General features: G+C 70.0%; 16 protein-coding genes. 9 read left to right on the top strand and 7 right to left on the bottom strand.

The annotated features are described in order from the left end of the window. Positions 1 to 78 precede the first annotated feature (78 nt). On the top strand, positions 79 to 816 hold the full coding sequence (locus tag ACIQBL_RS09030) for an SIR2 family NAD-dependent protein deacylase (RefSeq protein ID WP_401938538.1): 738 nt from the start codon (positions 79 to 81) through the stop codon (positions 814 to 816). Here the strand turns inward: ACIQBL_RS09030 and ACIQBL_RS09025 are convergent. From ACIQBL_RS09025 to ACIQBL_RS09015, 3 genes are all read right to left on the bottom strand, one after another. Then, positions 813 to 1,586 (bottom strand): DeoR/GlpR family DNA-binding transcription regulator, encoded by a 774-nt coding sequence (locus tag ACIQBL_RS09025; protein WP_401938536.1) that lies wholly within the window; start codon positions 1,584 to 1,586, stop codon positions 813 to 815. The two genes, ACIQBL_RS09030 and ACIQBL_RS09025, sit on opposite strands and share 4 nt — an antisense overlap. 94 nt (positions 1,587 to 1,680) lie before the next feature. Next, positions 1,681 to 2,166, bottom strand: coding sequence for a methylated-DNA--[protein]-cysteine S-methyltransferase (locus ACIQBL_RS09020; RefSeq protein WP_401938533.1), 486 nt, complete (start codon positions 2,164 to 2,166; stop codon positions 1,681 to 1,683). A 16-nt stretch (positions 2,167 to 2,182) separates the two neighbouring features. Beyond that, on the bottom strand, positions 2,183 to 3,649 hold the full coding sequence (locus ACIQBL_RS09015) for an AlkA N-terminal domain-containing protein (RefSeq protein WP_401938531.1): 1,467 nt from the start codon (positions 3,647 to 3,649) through the stop codon (positions 2,183 to 2,185). Positions 3,650 to 3,824: 175 nt separating this feature from the next. Between ACIQBL_RS09015 and ACIQBL_RS09010 the strand changes: the two genes are divergently transcribed. Together ACIQBL_RS09010 and ACIQBL_RS09005 are read left to right on the top strand one after the other, a co-directional pair. Continuing rightward, positions 3,825 to 5,111 (top strand): aminotransferase class I/II-fold pyridoxal phosphate-dependent enzyme, encoded by a 1,287-nt coding sequence (locus ACIQBL_RS09010; RefSeq protein ID WP_401938528.1) that lies wholly within the window; start codon positions 3,825 to 3,827, stop codon positions 5,109 to 5,111. 112 nt (positions 5,112 to 5,223) lie between these two features. Continuing rightward, positions 5,224 to 5,610 (top strand): luciferase family protein, encoded by a 387-nt coding sequence (locus tag ACIQBL_RS09005; protein ID WP_401938526.1) that lies wholly within the window; start codon positions 5,224 to 5,226, stop codon positions 5,608 to 5,610. Between the two features lie 104 nt (positions 5,611 to 5,714). Here ACIQBL_RS09005 and ppk2 read toward each other — a convergent pair whose 3' ends face one another. From ppk2 to ACIQBL_RS08990, 3 genes are all read right to left on the bottom strand, one after another. After that, a complete protein-coding gene (gene ppk2, locus ACIQBL_RS09000) occupies positions 5,715 to 6,605 on the bottom strand; it encodes a polyphosphate kinase 2 (RefSeq protein WP_401938523.1) in 891 nt (296 codons plus the stop codon). Between the two features lie 62 nt (positions 6,606 to 6,667). After that, entirely contained in the window at positions 6,668 to 6,901 is a 234-nt protein-coding gene (locus ACIQBL_RS08995; RefSeq protein WP_401938520.1) for a hypothetical protein, read from the bottom strand. A 17-nt stretch (positions 6,902 to 6,918) separates the two neighbouring features. Further along, entirely contained in the window at positions 6,919 to 8,073 is a 1,155-nt protein-coding gene (locus tag ACIQBL_RS08990; protein WP_401938518.1) for an anion permease, read from the bottom strand. Positions 8,074 to 8,365: 292 nt separating this feature from the next. Between ACIQBL_RS08990 and ACIQBL_RS08985 the strand changes: the two genes are divergently transcribed. Beyond that, a complete protein-coding gene (locus tag ACIQBL_RS08985) occupies positions 8,366 to 10,255 on the top strand; it encodes a M1 family aminopeptidase (protein ID WP_401938515.1) in 1,890 nt (629 codons plus the stop codon). 56 nt (positions 10,256 to 10,311) lie between these two features. On the opposite strand, the gene ACIQBL_RS08980 is transcribed toward ACIQBL_RS08985, so the two are convergent. After that, complete coding sequence (locus tag ACIQBL_RS08980; protein ID WP_401938512.1) at positions 10,312 to 10,509, bottom strand: hypothetical protein; 198 nt, start codon at positions 10,507 to 10,509, stop codon at positions 10,312 to 10,314. 500 nt (positions 10,510 to 11,009) lie between these two features. On the opposite strand from ACIQBL_RS08980, the gene ACIQBL_RS08975 reads away from it, so the two are divergent. The 5 genes from ACIQBL_RS08975 to ACIQBL_RS08955 all read left to right on the top strand — a co-directional run bounded on the left by ACIQBL_RS08975 (position 11,010) and on the right by ACIQBL_RS08955 (position 18,248). After that, positions 11,010 to 12,800, top strand: coding sequence for a serine/threonine-protein kinase (locus ACIQBL_RS08975; RefSeq protein WP_401938511.1), 1,791 nt, complete (start codon positions 11,010 to 11,012; stop codon positions 12,798 to 12,800). A 108-nt stretch (positions 12,801 to 12,908) separates the two neighbouring features. Then, positions 12,909 to 13,694: an IclR family transcriptional regulator gene (locus ACIQBL_RS08970; protein ID WP_401938508.1), complete on the top strand. Its 786-nt coding sequence runs from the start codon at positions 12,909 to 12,911 to the stop codon at positions 13,692 to 13,694. A gap of 161 nt (positions 13,695 to 13,855) precedes the next feature. Further along, positions 13,856 to 15,910, top strand: a complete 2,055-nt coding sequence (locus ACIQBL_RS08965; RefSeq protein WP_401938505.1) for an FAD-dependent oxidoreductase — start codon at positions 13,856 to 13,858, stop codon at positions 15,908 to 15,910. Between the two features lie 50 nt (positions 15,911 to 15,960). Next, positions 15,961 to 17,214, top strand: coding sequence for an aromatic ring-hydroxylating dioxygenase subunit alpha (locus tag ACIQBL_RS08960; RefSeq protein ID WP_401938502.1), 1,254 nt, complete (start codon positions 15,961 to 15,963; stop codon positions 17,212 to 17,214). Next, a complete protein-coding gene (locus tag ACIQBL_RS08955) occupies positions 17,211 to 18,248 on the top strand; it encodes a 2Fe-2S iron-sulfur cluster-binding protein (RefSeq protein WP_401938499.1) in 1,038 nt (345 codons plus the stop codon). Before ACIQBL_RS08960 ends, ACIQBL_RS08955 begins: the two co-directional genes overlap by 4 nt. The last annotated feature ends 20 nt before the right edge of the window (positions 18,249 to 18,268 follow it).

Raw genomic sequence — 18,268 nt, 5'->3', positions numbered from 1 at the left:
TGAAGCAGTGCGCCGGGGACCCAACCGCACCTTGATATCCGTTCGCCTCCATCGGCGCAGGCGACCTACCCTCGCCCCATGAACAAGCCTCTCGTCGCCCTCCTAAGTGGCGCGGGCATCTCCACCGACTCCGGGATCCCCGACTACCGCGGTCCCAACGGGCTGTGGCGGCGGGATCCCGAGGCCGAGAAACTCGTGACGTACGAGTACTACATGGGCGACCCCGAGATCCGGCGCCGCTCGTGGCAGATGCGCCGCGACAACCGCGCGCTCCAGGCCGAACCGAACACCGCGCATCGGGCGATCGTCGAGCTGGAGAAGTCCGGCGTACCCGTGCGGGTCATCACGCAGAACGTCGACGGACTGCACCAGCTCGCCGGCCTGCCCGCCCGCAAACTGCTCGAACTGCACGGCACCGCCCGGGAGTTCAGGTGCACCGGATGCCATGCGCACGGACCGATGCAGGACGCCCTCGCCCGGGTCGCGGCCGGCGAGGCGGATCCGCCGTGTCCGGAGTGCGGCGGGATCCTGAAATCGGCGACCGTCTTCTTCGGTGAGCGACTCGACCCCGTCGTCCTCGGCGAGGCCGTCGCCATCACCAAGGCCTGCCAGGTGTTCATCGCCGTGGGCAGCAGCCTCCAGGTCCAGCCCGCCGCCGGCCTCGCCGGAGTCGCCGCCGACCACGGGGCACGGCTGATCATCGTCAACGCCGAGCCGACACCGTACGACGAGCGAGCCGACGAGGTCGTACGGGAGCCGATCGGGACGGCTCTGCCCGAACTGCTGCACCGGCTGAGTCAGGAGCAGGACTGCTAGGCGCCGACGGCATCGACGGGATTCGCCCGGATCACGTCCACGCCTGCTTCCTCGAAAGCCGTCCAGGCCGCGGCGCCGGGCACCGCGTTGGTCACGACGACATCCAGGTCCTCCGGACCGCAGATCTTGACCATGCCGGTGCCGGGGAACTTGGTGTCGTCGACGAGCAGCGCCACCTTGTCACTGGCGGCGATCATGGCCCGCCTGGCCGGCACTTCGGCGACCGTGGTGTCCATGACCTGAGCACCCGCACGGACCCCGCAGGCTCCCATGAAGAGCCAGTCGGCTTGCACCTGGCGAAGGTTGTCCTCCGCCATGAAGCCGTCCAGCATGCGCGACTCCCGTACGACCATGCCGCCGAGCAGCATGAGTTGGACGTGCTCGTCCTGGACGAGTTCGTCGTACACCGCCAGGTTGTTGGTGATCACGGTGATCCGGCGCCCGTGCAACCGACTGGCGAGCCGGTGGACCGTCGAGCCGGAGTCCAGGATGATCGACTGGCCGTCCTCGATCATCCTGGCCGCTTCGACGGCTATGGCGTCCTTGGCGTCCACCTGGGCCTTCTCAGCCTCGGTGAACGGCGCGGGGGCCTCCTCTACGACCGCCCCGCCATGCACCCGCGTGAGCAGCCCGTCCGCTTCCAGCTTGAGGAGGTCACGACGGATTGTCGCGGCACTGGCGTCCAGGTGGCCGGCGAGATCCGTCACGGTGACAGTGCCGCCGGTTCTCAAGGCCCGCAGGATGAGTTGGTGTCGTTGTTCAGCCAGCACGCGACAGGACACTACACGGACCTGCCGAACGACTCCTTTCAACTTCCTTGTCCGCAAAGCACTTTGGCTGGTCCGGCGCCCTTCGGGTGAGCGCTCAGAGAAGCGCCGCCCCGCTCTCGAAGTCCAGCAGCCGCTGCTTGCGGTCGAGGCCGCCGCCGTAGCCCGTGAGGCTGCCGTTCGCGCCGACGACACGGTGGCAGGGGACGATGATCCCGATGGGGTTCTTGCCGTTGGCGAGGCCTACGGCTCGGGAGGCGCCCGGGTTGCCGAGGGCGTCGGCGAGGTCGCCGTAGGAGCGGGTCTCGCCGTAGGGGATGCGGCGGAGCTGGTCCCAGACCGTGCGTTGGAACGGGGTGCCGTGCAGGCGCAGTTCGAGGGTGAACTCCTTCAACTTGCCCGCGAAATACGCCTGTAGCTGGTCGATCGCGGCGAGGAAGGAGGTGTCTTCGCGGGTACCGAAGTTCTCCTCCGGAGGGCGGTGGCGCTGGTCGACCATGTAGAGGCCGCAGAGGGTGCCGTCCTCGTCGGCCACCAGGGTCAACGGGCCGTACGGGCTGTCGATCACGGTGTGGTGCTTCATGTCGTCCGCAATCCCCTTACACGGGAAGGAAGTTGATCGGGCGGCTGTCCGTCGCCCACAGGTACTGGACCGCGTACGCCCGCCACGGACGCCACGCCGCCGCGCGGGCGGTGAGGGCGGCCGGGGTCGACGGGAGGCCCAACTCCTGGGCTGCGCGGCGGATTCCGAGGTCGGTGGGGAGGAAGGCGTCGGGGTCGCCGAGGGCGCGCATGGCGATGACGTCGACCGTCCAGGGGCCGAAACCGGGGAGGTTCAACAGTTGCGTTCGCGTCTCCGCCCAGTCGCTCTCCACGCCCAAGTGGACGGTTCCGTCGGCCAGTTGGGAGACCAGGGTGGCGAAGGTCGTGCGGCGGGTGTGCGGCATCGCCAGTGACTCCGGGTTGACCGCCGCGAGGGACTCCGCGGACGGGAACAGATGGGTCAGGCCGCCCTCGGGGTCGTCGACCGGTTCGCCGTGCGCGGTGACCAGGCGGGCCGCGTGGGTGCGGGCCGCCGCCGTGGAGACCTGTTGGCCGAGGACTGCCCGTACGGCGAACTCGGCCTCGTCGACCGTGCGCGGGACGCGTCGGCCCGGGGCCTTGTCCACCAGCGGCGCCAGTACCGGATCCGTGCGCAACTGGTCGTCGACCGCGACCGGATCGGCGTCCAGGTCGAGCATGCGGCGGCAGCGGCTGATCGCCACGGGCAGGTCGCGCAGGTCGCTGAGGGTGAGGCGGCAGGCGATGTGGTCGGACTTGGGGGTGAGGGACGCGATGCCGTGGCCGTAGGGGAGGCGGAGGGTGCGGCGGTACGCGCCGTCCCGCCACTCCTCCACGCCCGGTACGGCGGTCGCCGCCAGGTGGCCGAAGAGGTTGTCGGGGTTGAGGGGCGCGCGGAACGGCAGCCGGAGGGTGAGCGTGCCGGGGGTCAACACGGTTGTCTTCGGGCGCCTGTTGCGCAGCTCGCTCGGGGACAGGGCGAAGACCTCGCGCACGGTGTCGTTGAAGGTGCGGATCGAGGAGAAGCCGGCGGCGAAGGCGATCTCCGCCATCGGGAGCGCGGTCGTCTCGATCAACAGCCGTGCCGTCTGGGCACGTTGGGCACGGGCCAGCGCGAGGGGGCCGGCGCCGAGTTCGGCGAGGAGCTGGCGTTCGATCTGCCGGGTGCTGTAGCCGAGGCGGGCGGCGAGGCCGGGGACGCCCTCGCGGTCCACGGTTCCGTCGGCGATCAGGCGCATCGCGCGGGCGACGAGGTCGGCCCGCTGGTTCCACTCCGGGGAGCCGGGGCTGGTGTCGGGGCGGCAGCGCTTGCAGGCCCGGAACCCCGCCTGCTGGCAGGCCGCCGCGCTCGGGTAGAACGTCATGTTCTCCGGCTTGGGCGGGACGACCGGGCAGCTGGGCCGGCAGTAGATGCGGGTGGTCGTGACGGCCGTGAAGAACCAGCCGTCGAAACGCGCGTCCTTGGACTGGACCGCGCGCACGCAACGCTCCGTGTCGGTGTGCATGCCGTTCTGCATACGTCCAGCATCCGGTACCGGGCGGGCCGGGGCTGGCGGGAATCCGACGTCAACCTTGTGTGGCCTGGTCACGGGCGGATCACCGTACTACGGCGGGAGGTGTAAGGGGCGTCCGCGGTGATGCGTTTGTGGTGTGACTCCCGGCTTTGTAGCGTCGACCTCCGTGACCCCTCCCTCACCCGCCCACACCGCCGATTCCCTCCCGGCCCGTCTCGACGCGGCCCGGAGCGACTACGAAGCCCTCCTCGCGAAGAAACTGTCGCTCGACCTGACCCGGGGCAAGCCGTCCGCGCGGCAGCTCGACCTGTCCGCCGCGCTGCTCTCGCTGCCCGGCGACCGCTACACCTCCGCCGACGGCACGGACTGCCGCAACTACGGTGGCGCGGAAGGGCTGTTGGAGCTCCGGGAGATCTTCGCCGGGTTCCTCCAGGTGCCGGCCGGGCAGCTGCTCGCCGTGGGCAACTCCAGCCTGGAGCTGATGCACGACTGTCTGGTGCACGCGCTGCTCGGCACGCTTCCCGGGGCGGCGCGCCGCTGGGCGGACGAGGAGCGGGTCGCGTTCCTGTGCCCGGTCCCCGGGTACGACCGGCACTTCGCGCTGTGCGAGCGGTTCGGCATCGAGATGATCCCCGTGCCGATGACCGCCGAGGGCCCGGACATGGCGGTCGTGGAGCGGCTGGTCGCCGAGGACCCGGCGGTCAAGGGGATCTGGTGCGTGCCCAAGTACAGCAATCCGGACGGGACTTGCTACAGCGACGAGGTCGTACGGCGACTCGCCGCCATGCCGACGGCCGCGCCCGACTTCCGGATCTTCTGGGACAACGCCTACGCCGTGCACCACCTCACGGACGAGGAGGTGGAGATCGCCGACATCCTGGCCGCCTGCGCCGACAGCGGGCACCCGGACCGGGTCTTCGTCTTCGGGTCCACCTCGAAGATCACGCTGGGCGGTGCGGGCGTGGCGTTCTTCGGTTCGTCCCCGGCCAACGTGGCCTGGCTGCGCGGCTACAGCGCGAAGCGCTCCATCGGCCCGGACAAGGTCAACCAGCTGCGGCACGCGATGTTCCTGCGCGATCCCGACGGGGTGCGCGCCCATATGCGCAGGCACCGTGAGCTGTTGGAGCCCAAGTTCGACACGGTGCTGCGCATCCTCGCCGACCGGCTCGGCGACACCGGTCTCGCCACCTGGTCCACGCCCCGGGGCGGCTACTTCATCACCCTCGACGTCCCCGACGGCTGCGCCCGCGAGGTGGTGCGCCGCGCGGCCGACGCGGGTCTCGCCCTGACGCCGGCGGGCGCCACGCACCCGTACGGCGACGACCCCAGGGACCGTACGATCCGGATCGCCCCCTCCTTCCCGGACCTCTCGGAGATCGAGGAGATCATCGACGGGGTGGCCACCTGTGTACGACTGGTGGGCTACGAAAAGCTTGTGGCCGACGGGAGTTGACCAGCGGCGGGTACCGCACACCGGACGGTCCTCAGGTGTGCGGTACCTCACGCCCCGGTTACAAATCGCTCAACCTCTGGTTGCGAAGCGGTGAGCAGTACACCATGGGCACATGACCCTGGCCGAGAGAGCCATGCAGCGACTGGAAGGCTGGCGCGACCTCAGCGCGGTCCCGGCGAGTTGTGGCACGGGGCGGGCACTGCGGTCCGCCCACAGCGAGATCGTGCATTTCCACTCGGACCACGATGTGGACCTGCATCTCACGGTCGGGGCCATCCTGCGGTTCCACCACGACCTCAGCGAGTCGACCGCGATCCGGATCATCCCGGGCTCCCGCTGGGTGACCGTCCACCTGGACTGCGAGACGGACGTCGACCTGCTGCTGAGCCTGGTCAGCGTCGCCCTCAAGGCACACGCGGGCGGGCCCCCGTCCGGGAACCCGCCCGCGACCGGCTGCAATTTCCACCGGGTGACACTGGTGCCGCGCGACGGCGACTAGGCGCTCCGCCAGAGGTGCCGCGATGTGCCGTCGTTCTTTTGCTATCGCGCCGTCGTGGCTTGTCGCGCAGTTCCCCGCGCCCCTTACGGGGTGCTGAGGCCCCCCTAAAATACCGCCGCCGTGTCGTCCTCCCCCGCCTCCAGCAGCGTGGCCGCCGCGCCGACGACGCGTGGATCGGGGCTGCCGACGACCTCCTCGTCCTTGTCGGCGTAGTCGAAGCGGGCCAGCACGCTGCGCATGGCCTCGACGCGGGCCCGCTTCTTGTCGTTGCTCTTCACCACGGTCCAGGGCGCCTGCTCGGTGTCGGTCTCCCGGAACATGGCGACCTTGGCGGCCGTGTAGTCGTCCCAGCGGTCCAGGGACTCCAGGTCCATCGCGCTGAGCTTCCACTGCCGTACGGGATCCACCTGGCGGATCGTGAAACGGGTGCGCTGTTCACCTTGTGAGACGGAGAACCAGAACTTGATCAGGTCGATGCCGTCGTCCGCCAGCATCCGCTCGAACAGCGGGGCCTGGCGCATGAAACGGCGGTACTCGTCGTCCGAGCAGAAGCCCATCACGCGCTCCACGCCCGCCCGGTTGTACCAGGACCGGTCGAACAGCACGATCTCGCCGGCGGTCGGCAGGTGCTGGACGTACCGCTGGAAGTACCACTGCCCGCTCTCGCGCTCGCTCGGCTTCTCCAGCGCCACCACGCGGGCGCCGCGCGGGTTCAGGTGCTCGGTGAACCGTTTGATCGTGCCGCCCTTGCCGGCCGCGTCGCGCCCCTCGCAGACGATGACGAGACGGCGGCCGGTCTCCTTGACCCAGCGTTGCAGCATCAGCAGTTCTATCTGCTGGAGCCGCTTGTGCCAGTCGTACTCCTTGCGCTCCATGCGCTGTTCGTACGGGTAGTTCTCCCGCCAGGTGTCCACCGGGCTGCCGTCGGGCCGGATCAGCACCGGGTCGTCCTGGTCCGTGTAGTCGACGCGCAGCCCCGACAACAGCTCAGTCATCCCGGCCTCCTTCTCGATGGTGTTCGGTTGATCAGTGGTGGCATCAGTGGCATGAGCGGCGTTCAGTGGAACTGCGGCACGATGAGATATATGCCGTATGCCACGACAGCCGCACAGGCGAGAAAGCACAAGCCCGCCTGCGCGATGCCGAGCGCATGCGTGCCGCCGTCCCGTTCGCGGGCGGTCTCGACCTGGGCGACGCCGAGCACGCCCAGCGCGAAGACGACGACCACACCGACGGTCACTCCGACGCTCACCGCGGCGACCTCGCCGAGGGCGTTCCAGTCCAGACTCATTCCTCAACTCCCTTGACTCAGGCGGCCGTACGGACGTCGGTGGACGCCCCGCCGCGGAGGGTGACCTCGTGGGTCTCGTTGACGTTCTCCGCGTGCACGGGGTTGCGACGCGAGGCGATCACGATGAATCCGGCCACGGCGGCGGCGATCAGGGCGATCAGGGCCGTACCGAGGTTTCCGCCGTGCTTGACGACGGTCGCGGACAGGCCGCCGACCAGGGCGGCGGCCGGCAGGGTGACCAGCCAGGCGATGACCATGCGGCCGGCGGTGCCCCAGCGCACCTCGGCCAGGCGCCTGCCCAGTCCCGCGCCGAGGATGCCGCCGGAGCAGACCTGGGTGGTGGAGAGCGCGAAGCCCAGGTGCGCGGAGGTGAGGATGACGGTCGTGGAGGCGGCCTCGGCCGCGAAGCCCTGCGGGGACTGGATGTCGGTGAGGCCCTTGCCCATCGTGCGGATGATGCGCCAGCCGCCGATGTAGGTGCCGAGGCCGATCGCGAGTCCCGCCGCGGTGATGACCCACACCGGCGGACCGGCGTCGTGGCCGAGCGCGCCCACGGAGATCAGGGTCAGGGTGATGACGCCCATCGTCTTCTGGGCGTCGTTCGTGCCGTGCGCGAGGGAGACCAGCGAGGCGGAGGCGATCTGGCCGAGCCGGAAGCCCCTGGTGACCGAGTCCTTGCGGGCGCGGGCGGTGATCCTGTACGCGAGGTAGGTGGCGAGGAGAGCGGCGATTCCGGCCACGAGCGGGGAGGCCACCGCGGGGATCAGGATCTTCGCCACGACCTTGTCGAAGTGGACCCCGCCCGAGCCCGCGCCGACCCACACGGCGCCGATCAGGCCACCGAACAGGGCGTGCGAGGAACTGGACGGCAGTCCCAGCAACCAGGTCAGGAGATTCCAGAGGATCGCTCCGACGAGCCCCGCGAAGATCATCCCGGGAGTCACGAGGGTGTCGTCGACGATGCCGCCGGAGATCGTCTTGGCCACTTCCGTGGACAGGAAGGCGCCGACGAGGTTGAGGGCACCACTGATCAGAACCGCCGTTCTGGGCTTCAGCGCCCCGGTGGCGATGGACGTCGCCATCGCGTTGGCGGTGTCGTGGAATCCGTTGGTGAAGTCGAAGGCCAGGGCCGTGACGATCACGACCGCCACGAGGAACGTGATGTGGTCCATCGTTCGATGGAAGCAATCGAAGGCGTACATTCGGCCAAGCCGAGGCCAATTCCAGGCATGGCCCGGTCAACGCGGGCGTGCACACGTCTCCCCTCCGCCCGCCGTTCGCACCTTCCCCCACTTCATGCGCACACTTCCTTCTTTTTATGGCATGCCCCGGTCAAATCTGCGAAGCTTCCCCCGCGATCACGCAACCGCAACGCGCACCCCGCGACCGCCCACCGGCACACCCAGTCCGGCCGGGCGGCCACCGAGCAGGCCGGGATCCCGGCCGCCGTAGAAGGAGTTCCGTGTGAGATCGACCCCCCACAAGGCCCCAGGGCCTGTCGCGAAAGTCCCGTCCGCCCTCGCCGCCGGCGTCTTCGCCGTCGCCGCGCTGGCCGCCCTCTCGCTCCCCGTCACCCCGGCCGCCGCGGCACCGTCCGCGGCTCCCCTGGCCGCCGCCTGCACCCCGGCGCAGGTGGTCACGGGCGGCGACTTCGAGAGCGGCACCTCGTCCTGGACCCAGTCCTCGACCAGTGTCATCACCAGCCGTACCGGCCAGAGTGCCCACGGCGGCACCAGCTTCGCCTGGCTGGACGGCACCGGCGGCACGCACACCGACACGCTCTCCCAGAGCGTGACGATCCCGTCCGGCTGCAGCAGCGCCACCCTCACCTTCTGGCTGCACATCGACACCGCCGAGACGACCTCGTCCACCGCGTACGACAAGCTCACGGCGAAGATCGGCAGCACGACTCTCGCGACGTACTCGAACCTGAACAAGGCCACCGGCTACGTCCAGAAGTCGTTCGACGTGTCGTCGTTCGCCGGCCAGACCGTGAGTCTCGCCTTCTCCGGCGTCGAGGACTCCAGCCTCCAGACCAGCTTCGTCCTCGACGACATCGCCCTCAACACCTCCGGCGACACGGCCCCGCCGGCCGACTCGACGCGCACACCGGCCGCCCCGGCGTACACCGTGAGTCTGAGCAGCAACACCGCCGGTACCGTCTGGACCGGCCACGAGAGCACGACCTTCACCAACGCCTCGGCGACCCCGCTCACCGAGGTGTACCTGCGGCTGTGGGACAACTACCACGGCACCTGCTCCGCGCCGCCGATCACGGTCACCAATGTCACCGGCGGCACCGCGGGCGCCCTCTCGGTCGCCTGCACGGCCCTCCAGATCGCGCTGCCGACCCCGCTCGCACAGGGTCAATCCACCACCATCGGCTTCGACTTGGGGATCACCGTCCCGAGCGGCGCCGACCGGTTCGGCTACGACGGCGCGTTCAGCATGATCGGCAACGCGCTGCCCGTCCTCGCGATCAAGGACGGCTCGGGCTGGCACCTGGACCCGTACACGAACAACGGCGAGTCCTTCTACTCCCTGGCCGCCGACTTCAAGGTGACCCTGGACCACCCGACCACCCTGCTGGTCCCGGCCACCGGCACCTCGGTCGACACCGCCGGCTCCAGCGGCCGTACGATCACCACGGCCACCGCGTCCAAGGTCCGCGACTTCGCGTGGGCGGCGGGCCCGTTCACCAAGATCTCCGGTACGTCGACCGCGGGCACCCCGATCAACATCTACTCGGTCACGGGCATCAGTTCGTCCAACGCCCAGTCGATGCTCACCACGGCCAAGTCGGCGGTCGACGCCCACGCCGGACGCTTCGGCGCCTACCCGTACGGCGAGTTGGACGCCGTCATCGACAACAACTTCTGGTTCGGCGGCATGGAGTACCCCGGCTTCGTCCTCGACCTGGTCAGCACCACGGCACTCACCCATGAGATCGGCCACCAGTGGTTCTACGGCATCGTCGGCGACGACGAGTACAACAGCCCCTGGCTGGACGAGGCGTTCACCGACTACGCCACCGACCTCGCGCAGGGACTGACCGGCACCAACTGCTGGAACAACGTCTCCTGGGCCTCCTCCGCGGAGAACATCACCAACTCGATGGCGTACTGGGACGCCCACTCGTCCCGCTACTCCACCGTCGTCTACGGCTACGGCAAGTGCGCCCTGCACGACCTGCGCCGCACCCTCGGTGACACGGTGATGGCCAAACTCCTGAAGGACTACGCCACTTCGCACTGGTACGGCGTCTCGACCACGGCCGAGTTCAAGGCGGCGGCCCAGGCCGTGACGACCACGGACCTGACGTCGTTCTGGACGACGCACCGCATCATCGGCTGACGGAAGGGGAGTTGGCGGTGCGGTCGGGTATGCGCACCGCCAACTCCCTTTCGCGGTCAGGCCCGTCGCGTAGGCGCCGCCGCAGTCGGCGGTACGGCGATCCCGCCGGCCTCCGTGCGCCACGCGTCCGCGAGTTCGGCGGGGAAACGCCGGCCGCTGCGGGTGAGGACGACACCGGAGGGGAGTTCGACCTCGTCGCCGGGCCGGAAGGACCGGTCGGCACCCGGCGGCAGCCTCTCCCCGGAGCCGGGCACGCCTCTACGACCGGCTCTGCGCGTCCGCGTCCCGTACGTGCTGACGTCGCGAACAAGGACCGTCCCGCCCCGCGCGGAGACCGCCCCGCGCCGACGGCTGACCTGCGCGGCGACCTCCGGGGGCAGCAGGCTGTGCAGGGCGATGCCCTCCGGTCCGGGCAGGCGTCCGACGTGCGCAGTCGGCGGATCTCGGCCGGGTCGCCGAACTCCCGGTGCCCGCCCAGCAGACTGGTGCCGGCGACGAGGTAGACGGTGACGTCGGGGTCCCCGGGGGCCGACGGAGGTCTGGCGTACGACGTTGGAGAGTTCCACCAGATAGCCGGCGCCCTCCGCCGAAGGGGACAGATGTTGTTCCGGGCACGCCTCCGGGTCCGACGAGACCACTCAACTGCCCTGATTCTCCCGGGCTTTCGCCCTTGTTGCTTGATCTCCTCGGATACTTCCGGATGACCGGGTCGCGCCGGTACGATCACTCGCCTGGCGAGGGGGGGCTGAACATCTTGAACAACGCTGGAAACGCCGACCACTTGAGACCTCTGGGCCCCGACGACCCGCGGGACGTGGCAGGTTACCGGCTCCTCGCCCGGATCGGCGAGGGCGGCATGGGTTCCGTCTACCTCTCGCGCACGCGCGGCAACCAACCGGTCGCCCTGAAGGTGATCCGCCGGGAGTACGCCCAGGACGAGGGGTTCCGCCGCCGCTTCGAGCAGGAGGCGACCTCCGCCCGCCGGGTGCAGGGCTACCACATCGTCCCGGTCGTCGACCACGACACCACCGGCCCACAGCCCTGGCTCGCCACCGTCTACGTCCCCGGCCTCGCCCTGGACCGGGTCCTCGCCCTGCACGGGCCGCTCCCGTTGCCCACGGTGCTCCACCTCACGGGCTGTGCGGCGGAGGCGCTGCACGCCGTGCACAAGGCCGGCGTGATCCACCGGGACCTGAAGCCGAGCAACATCCTCATCGGCTCCGACGGCCCCTGGATCATCGACTTCGGCATCGCACGGGCCGCCGACGCCACCCGGCTCACCCGCAGCGGCGGACTCATCGGCACCCCCCAGTACATGTCGCCCGAGCACGCAGGCGGCCAGGAACAGACCCCGGCCGCCGATGTCTTCTCCCTCGGCCTGATCGCCGCCGTGGCCGCGACCGGCCGCCATCCGTACGGCGACTCCGGGGCCATCACCCTGGCCGCGAAAATCGCCAACACCGAGTTCCGCCCACCGGACCTGACGTCGTACCCCGAGCCTCTGCGCTCGGTCCTCGAACGCACACTGGCCGCCGACCCGGCCGCCCGGCCCGCACCCTCCGAACTGGCCGCCCTGTGCCAGGAGTTGGCCGAACGCCCGTTGCGGGACTTCGGCGACTGGCTGCCGGCGGTGGTCGCGGCGGACATCGCTCGGCTGGAGCAACTTGCGGGTGAGCAAGGGGAGTTGGCGGGTGACGTGGGTCTCGCGAGTGCCTCGCCGGGCGCGGGCGCGGCGGGTGCGACCACCGTGCCTCCCGCCGCTGCGGCATCCCGCTCCTCGGCGCCCGGTGGGTACACGCCCACGCAAACGCCGGGATCCGACCAGTCGACACAGGGCGCCCCGGCACGGCAGCCAGAGCCGGTCGCAGGCCCGGCGCCCTTGTTCCCGCCCGGGGCACCGCCCTCACCTGCGGCTCCGAACCGCGGCCGGACCCCGCTGGCGGTAGGCGCCGCCGCGCTGGCCGTGGTCGTCGTAGCGGCGGCGGCCTGGGTCTTCACCCGTGACGACAGCAAGGACACCGGCGCCCAGGGAAAGGGAAGCACCGGCCGGACCGACTCGTCGTCCCCCGCCGGCGCCTCCGCATCCCCCTCCACGAGCGCGACGACGGCCGGCTACACCGCGGTCTTCAAGGACAAACCGCTCACCCTGCGCGCCCAGTTCACGACCGGCCGCAGCTCGTACACCAACGTCGACCTGGACTCACCGCGGATCGACACGCACGCCTCCAGCTCGACGACGGGGGCCGAGGTGCAGTACGCGGAGTGGGGCACCGCCCACACGCTGAACCTCGTGACGACCACGGGAAAGAGCGCGGGCCCCACCCCCGAGCAGTGCGCCGAGGGCGCGGCGGCGAACGCGCTGCCCTCCCAACTCGCCGATGCCGACCAGGACAAGGAACTGACCAAGGGCACACTGCTGTGCACCGTCACCGACGAGAAGAACCTGGCGATGATCGAGATCAAGGACGTCGTCGTCCAGAAGGACGCGTCCGGCGTCAGGGCCCGCGACTACGTCACCGAGCTGACGCTCTGGAAGACGCCCTGACGGTCGAGTGAGGGCCTGACGGCCGAGTCGGGCACCCGCGCACGAGGGTCCTGGAAGCAGGCGCCCGGGGCTCGCTGCCGGTGTCCGCCGCTCGGTTACCCTTCCGCCATGACCAGCAACGGGACCCGCCCACGTGATCACTCGGTGCAGTCCGTCGACCGGGCGGTGTCGATCCTCCAGGTGCTGGCCACGCGGGGTCCCAGCGGTGTGACGGAGATCGCCGAGGAACTGGGCATCCACAAGTCGACCGTGTTCCGGCTGCTGGCGACCCTGGAGTCACGGGGCCTGGTCGAACAGGACACCGAGCGCGGGCGGTACCGCATCGGGTACACGATGGTCGAACTCGCCGCCGGGGCGAGCAAGGTGAACGACCTGTCCCTGCTGAGCCGCCCCGTCTGCCAGGAACTGGCCGCGGCCGTGGGCGACACCGTGAACGTGGCGATCCACGACGGGCACGACGTGATCAGCATCGACCAGGCGATCGGCGCGGCGGCCATCACGAGCATCGACTGGGTCGGCCGGCGCACCCCCCTGCACGCCACCGCGGCGGGCAAGCTCTTCCTGGCGCACATGACTCCCGACCAGGTCACGGAGGTCTTCGCCAGGGGGGCGGAGAAGTACACCCCGCATACGATCGTCGACGCGAGGGTCCTTGCGGCGGCGCTGGAGACGATCCGCGAGCGGGGCTACGCCACCACCAGCGAGGAGCACGAGATCGGGCTGGCCGCCATCGCCGCCCCGATCCGCGCGCTGGACGGCAAGGTCATCGCAGCCGTGACGCTGTCCGGACCGACCTTCCGCATCGACGAGGACACCGTTCCCGGTCTCGCGGAGCAGCTGCTGGCTGCCGCCGCGAAGATCTCCTGGCGCCGGGGGTATGTGAAACGCGGATGAGCACCGTGGCCACGTGAAACGCGGATGAGCGCAGCACGCACGGCGAGTTAACACGGCGGGCTCTTGACGGCCGGGATTCCCAGCTCCACCATTTGTCTCGTATGGCGATGCTGTTCTGCATCGCGAAACAGACGCGCCACAGCATCCTTCGAGGAGCAGCCGTGCCCTCAGCCATCCTGGATCCCCTGCTCCAACCCTTCCGGCTCAAGCATCTCACCCTGCGCAACCGCGTGGTCAGCACCTCCCACGAACCGGCGTTCGGCGAAGACGGCATGCCCAAGGACCGCTACCGGGCCTACCACGTCGAGAAGGCGCGGGGCGGGGTCGGTCTCACGATGATCGGCGGCTCGGCGGTCGTCTCGCCCGACAGCCCGCCGGCGTTCGGCAATCTGCTCCTGTACCGCGACGACATCGTCCCGTGGCTGCGCCGGCTCGCCGACGAGGTGCACGAGGCCGGGGCCGCCGTCATGTGCCAGGTCACCCATCTCGGCCGCCGCACCAGCAACTTCACCGGCGACTGGCTCCCGGTGGTGTCCGCCTCACCCCTGCGCGAACCCGCGCACCGCGCCTTCCCGAAGGCCGCCGAGCCCTGGGACCTGGACCGGATCGTCGCCGACTACGCTTCCGCGGCGGTCCGTTGCCGGGAGGGCGGTCTCGACGGCATCGAACTGGAGGCGTACGGCCATCTGTTGGACAGCTTCCTGTCCCCCGCGACCAACCACCGCGACGACGAGTGGGGCGGCGGCCTGGAGAACCGCATGGCGTTTCCGCGCCGGGTGATCCGCGCGGTGCGCGAAGCCGTCGGCCCGGATTTCATCGTCGGGATCCGGATGTCGCTGGACGAAGCACAACCCGGCGGCCTCACTTTCGACGAGGCACTCACCGCCGCCCGGCGATACGCCGCCGACGGCATCGACTTCATCAGCACCGTCCACGGCTCCATCGAGCGGGACGCCTCCCTGGCGAAGGCCATCCCGTCCATCGGCACCCCGCTCGGCCCGTACCTGGACTTCACCGGCGAGATCAAGCGACGCCTCTCCGTCCCCGTGATGCACGCGGCCCGCATCGCCGACGTCGCCACCGCGCGGCACGCCCTGCGCGAAGGACTGCTCGACCTGGTCGGCATGACCCGCGCGCAGATCGCCGATCCACACCTGGTCGCCAAGGTGAGGGCCGGCCAGGAGGACCGCATCCGGCCCTGTGTCGGGGCGAGTTACTGCCTCGACGCGATCTACGACTCCGGCGACACCAAGTGCGTCCACAACCCGGCAATCGGCCGCGAACTCCACCTGCCCCACATCGTCCCCCGCACAACCGGCCGTCATAGAAAGGCAGTTGTCGTCGGGGGCGGTCCGGCCGGGCTGGAAGCAGCACGCGTGCTGGGCGAACGCGGCCACGACGTCGTCCTGTTCGAGGCGAGCGACCAGCCGGGCGGGCAGATCAGGCTCGCCGCGTCGAACCCGCGCCGGGCCGACCTGATCCAGATCGTCGACTGGCGCCTCGCCGAGTGCAAAATCCTCGGCGTCGACCTACGACTGGGCACGTACGCCGAGGCCGACGACGTCCTCGCCGAACACCCCGACCTCGTGATCGTCGCCACCGGTGGCCTGCCCAACCGCAGCTTCCTCACCGCCGGCGAGGACCTGGTCTCCGACACCTGGGACGTGCTGACCGGCTCGCTGCGCCGCCCGCGCGGCGAGATCCTGGTCTACGACGACCACGGCGGCTACCCGGCGATGGACGCCACGGAGGTGCTCACCGCCTCGCCCGACGTCCGGATCGAGTACGTCACCCCGGAGCGCGCCCTCGCCCCCGACGTCGGCAGCATGAACTCCCCCGCCTACCTAAGGGCGTTCACCGCCCACGGTGTCACCATCACGCTCGCCCGGCGGCTGCGCTCCGTGCGCCGCACCGGGGACGGACGGCTGGCCGCCACCCTCTACAGCGAGTACGCGGACACCGAGACCGAGCGGCTCGTGGACCACGTGATCGTGGAGCACGGGACCCTGCCGACGGACGAGCTGTACGTCGAACTCCTCCCCGGATCAAGCAACTTGGGCGAGGTCGACCACCGCGCCCTGCTGGCCAACGAGCAGCAGTCCGTGGTCCGCAACGAGGCGGGCCGCTACCAGCTCTTCCGCGTCGGCGACGCCGTCGCCTCCCGCAACATCCACGCCGCGATCCACGACGCGCTGCGGTTGTGCCTGCCGGCCTGAGCGCCACGCCCGTCCGCACGTCAACTCCCCAGTCGTACCGGAGAGATGAGATGAAGCAAGCGACCACCGACGTCGGCGACCTCGTCGCCCGACGTACCGCCGGTCAGAGCCTCGAAGCCCCGTTCTACGTCGGCGAGGAGTTCTTCGACCTCGACATCGAGGCCGTCTTCGCCCGGAGTTGGCTCTTCGTGGCCGCCGAGGCGGAGCTTCCCGAACCCGGCGACTACGTGACGGTCGACCTCGGGTCGTACTCCCTCATCGTCGTGCGCGACGACGACGAGGACGTCCGGGCCTTCCACAACGTCTGCCGCCACCGCGGGGCGCGCATCCTCAACGAGGAGCGCGGCTCGGTGGGCAACATCGTCTGCGGTTACCACCGTTGGACGTACGGCGTGGACGGCAAGCTGCTGTACGCCGAGTCCCAGGCACCCGGCTTCGACCCGTCGTGCTTCGGGCTGCGGTCGGTGCACGCGCGCACGGTGGCCGGGCTGGTCTTCGTCTGCCTCGCCCAGGAGCCGCCGGAGGACTTCGACGAGGTCGCCGCCCGCATCGCGCCGTACCTCGCACCGCACCGCCTGGCCGAGGCGAAGGTCGCCACGCAGATCGACCTGGTCGAGAACGGCAACTGGAAGCTGACCATGGAGAACAACCGGGAGTGCTACCACTGCGTGGGCCACCCCGAACTCCAGGCCTGCTACTTCCCCATCTACGGCTACCAGGAGAAGGACATCCCGCCCGCGCTGCGCCCCGCCTACGAGCGCTTCCTCGTGGCCGACGCCGAGGCCCGCGAGACCTACGACTCCCTGGGCCTGCCGTATGCCGAGATCGAGGAACTGGACACCCGGCCCACCGGTTTCCGCATCCAGCGCGAACCCCTCGACCTCGCCGGGGAGTCGTACACCCCCGACGGCACGGCCGCGTGCGCACGCCTGCTGGCGGACTTCCCCACGGCCCGCCTGGGCCGCCTGTCCATGCACATCCAGCCGAACGCCTGGTTCCACTTCATGGCCGACCATGCGATCACGTTCTCCGTGATCCCGCTCGGCCCGGACCGCACGCTCGTCCGCACCACCTGGCTCGTCCACGCCGACGCCGTCGAGGGGATCGACTACGACCTCGACACCCTCACCAAGGTGTGGAATGCCACGAACGACCAGGACGCGGTGCTGGTCGCCCGCGCCCACCAGGGCATCAGCAGCCCGGCCTATCTGCCGGGACCGTACGGTCCGACCGAGGAACAGGTCGAGGCGTTCGTCAACTGGTACGTGACCAGGCTCAGGGCACACCTGGAGCTCCGGCCATGAGCGAGACCGATGAGCTGCTGGTGTGCCGTCAGGTGCAGCCGCTCACGCACGACGTCACCACGTTCGTGTTCGCGTGCGCCGAACCCCGGCTGTCCCGGCACGACCCGGGCCAGTTCCTGACCCTGACCCTCGACATCGACGGCCGGCCGGTCCAGCGCTGCTACACCATCTCCTCACCGCCCACCCGCCCCTTCCTGCTCTCGATCACGGTGAAGCGCGTACCGGGCGGGCTCGTCTCGAACTGGCTGCACGACCACCTCGGGCCGGGCGACACCGTACGGGCGCGCGGACCGCTCGGCGAGTTCTCCACCGCCCGGCATCCGGCACCCAAGTACCTCTTCCTGTCCGGGGGCGTCGGGGTGACGCCGTCGATGGCGATGACCAGGACGCTGTACGACCTCGCGGACCCCGCCGACGTGGTGTTCGTGCACAGTGCGCGCACCCCGGCGAACATCGTCTTCCGCCACGAACTCGACCTCATCGCCGCGACCGCGCCCGGCATCCGGATCGTCCACATCTGCGAGGAGGACGACCGCCCGTACGCCCCCTGGGGCGGACACCGCGGCCGGCTGACGATCGAGGCGCTCCGGCAGATCGCGCCGGACTTCCTCGAACGGGAGGTCTTCACCTGCGGCCCCGCCCCCTACATGGCCGCCGTACGGCACATGCTGTCGGACGCGGGCCTCGACATGGACCGCTACCACGAGGAGAGCTTCACCTTCGAGACACCGACCGGGCAGGCCGACGCCTCGCTCGCTGCCGCTACGGACACCGGTTTCAAGGTCGAGTTCACCCGCACCGGACGGACCGTCGAGTGCGACGCCGACACCTCGCTCCTCGCCGCCGCGTCCCGAGCCGGCCTCAGCCTGCCGGCCTCGTGCGCCCAGGGCATGTGCGGCACCTGCAAGACGACCCTGCTCTCCGGCTCCGTCGACATGCGGCACAACGGAGGCATCCGGCCACGCGAGATCGCCCAGAACAAGATCCTGCTCTGCTGCTCGAAGCCGTTGGAGGACGTCGTGATCGACGCGTGAGCACCATCCCACCAAGCTCT

Origin of the sequence: Streptomyces sp. NPDC088350, from assembly GCF_044753545.1 — a bacterium.
In the GTDB taxonomy this organism is placed as follows: Bacteria; Actinomycetota; Actinomycetes; order Streptomycetales; family Streptomycetaceae; genus Streptomyces.
The sequence above is the reverse complement of the archived record's forward strand: the minus strand, read 5'-3'. Positions and strand labels throughout refer to the sequence as shown.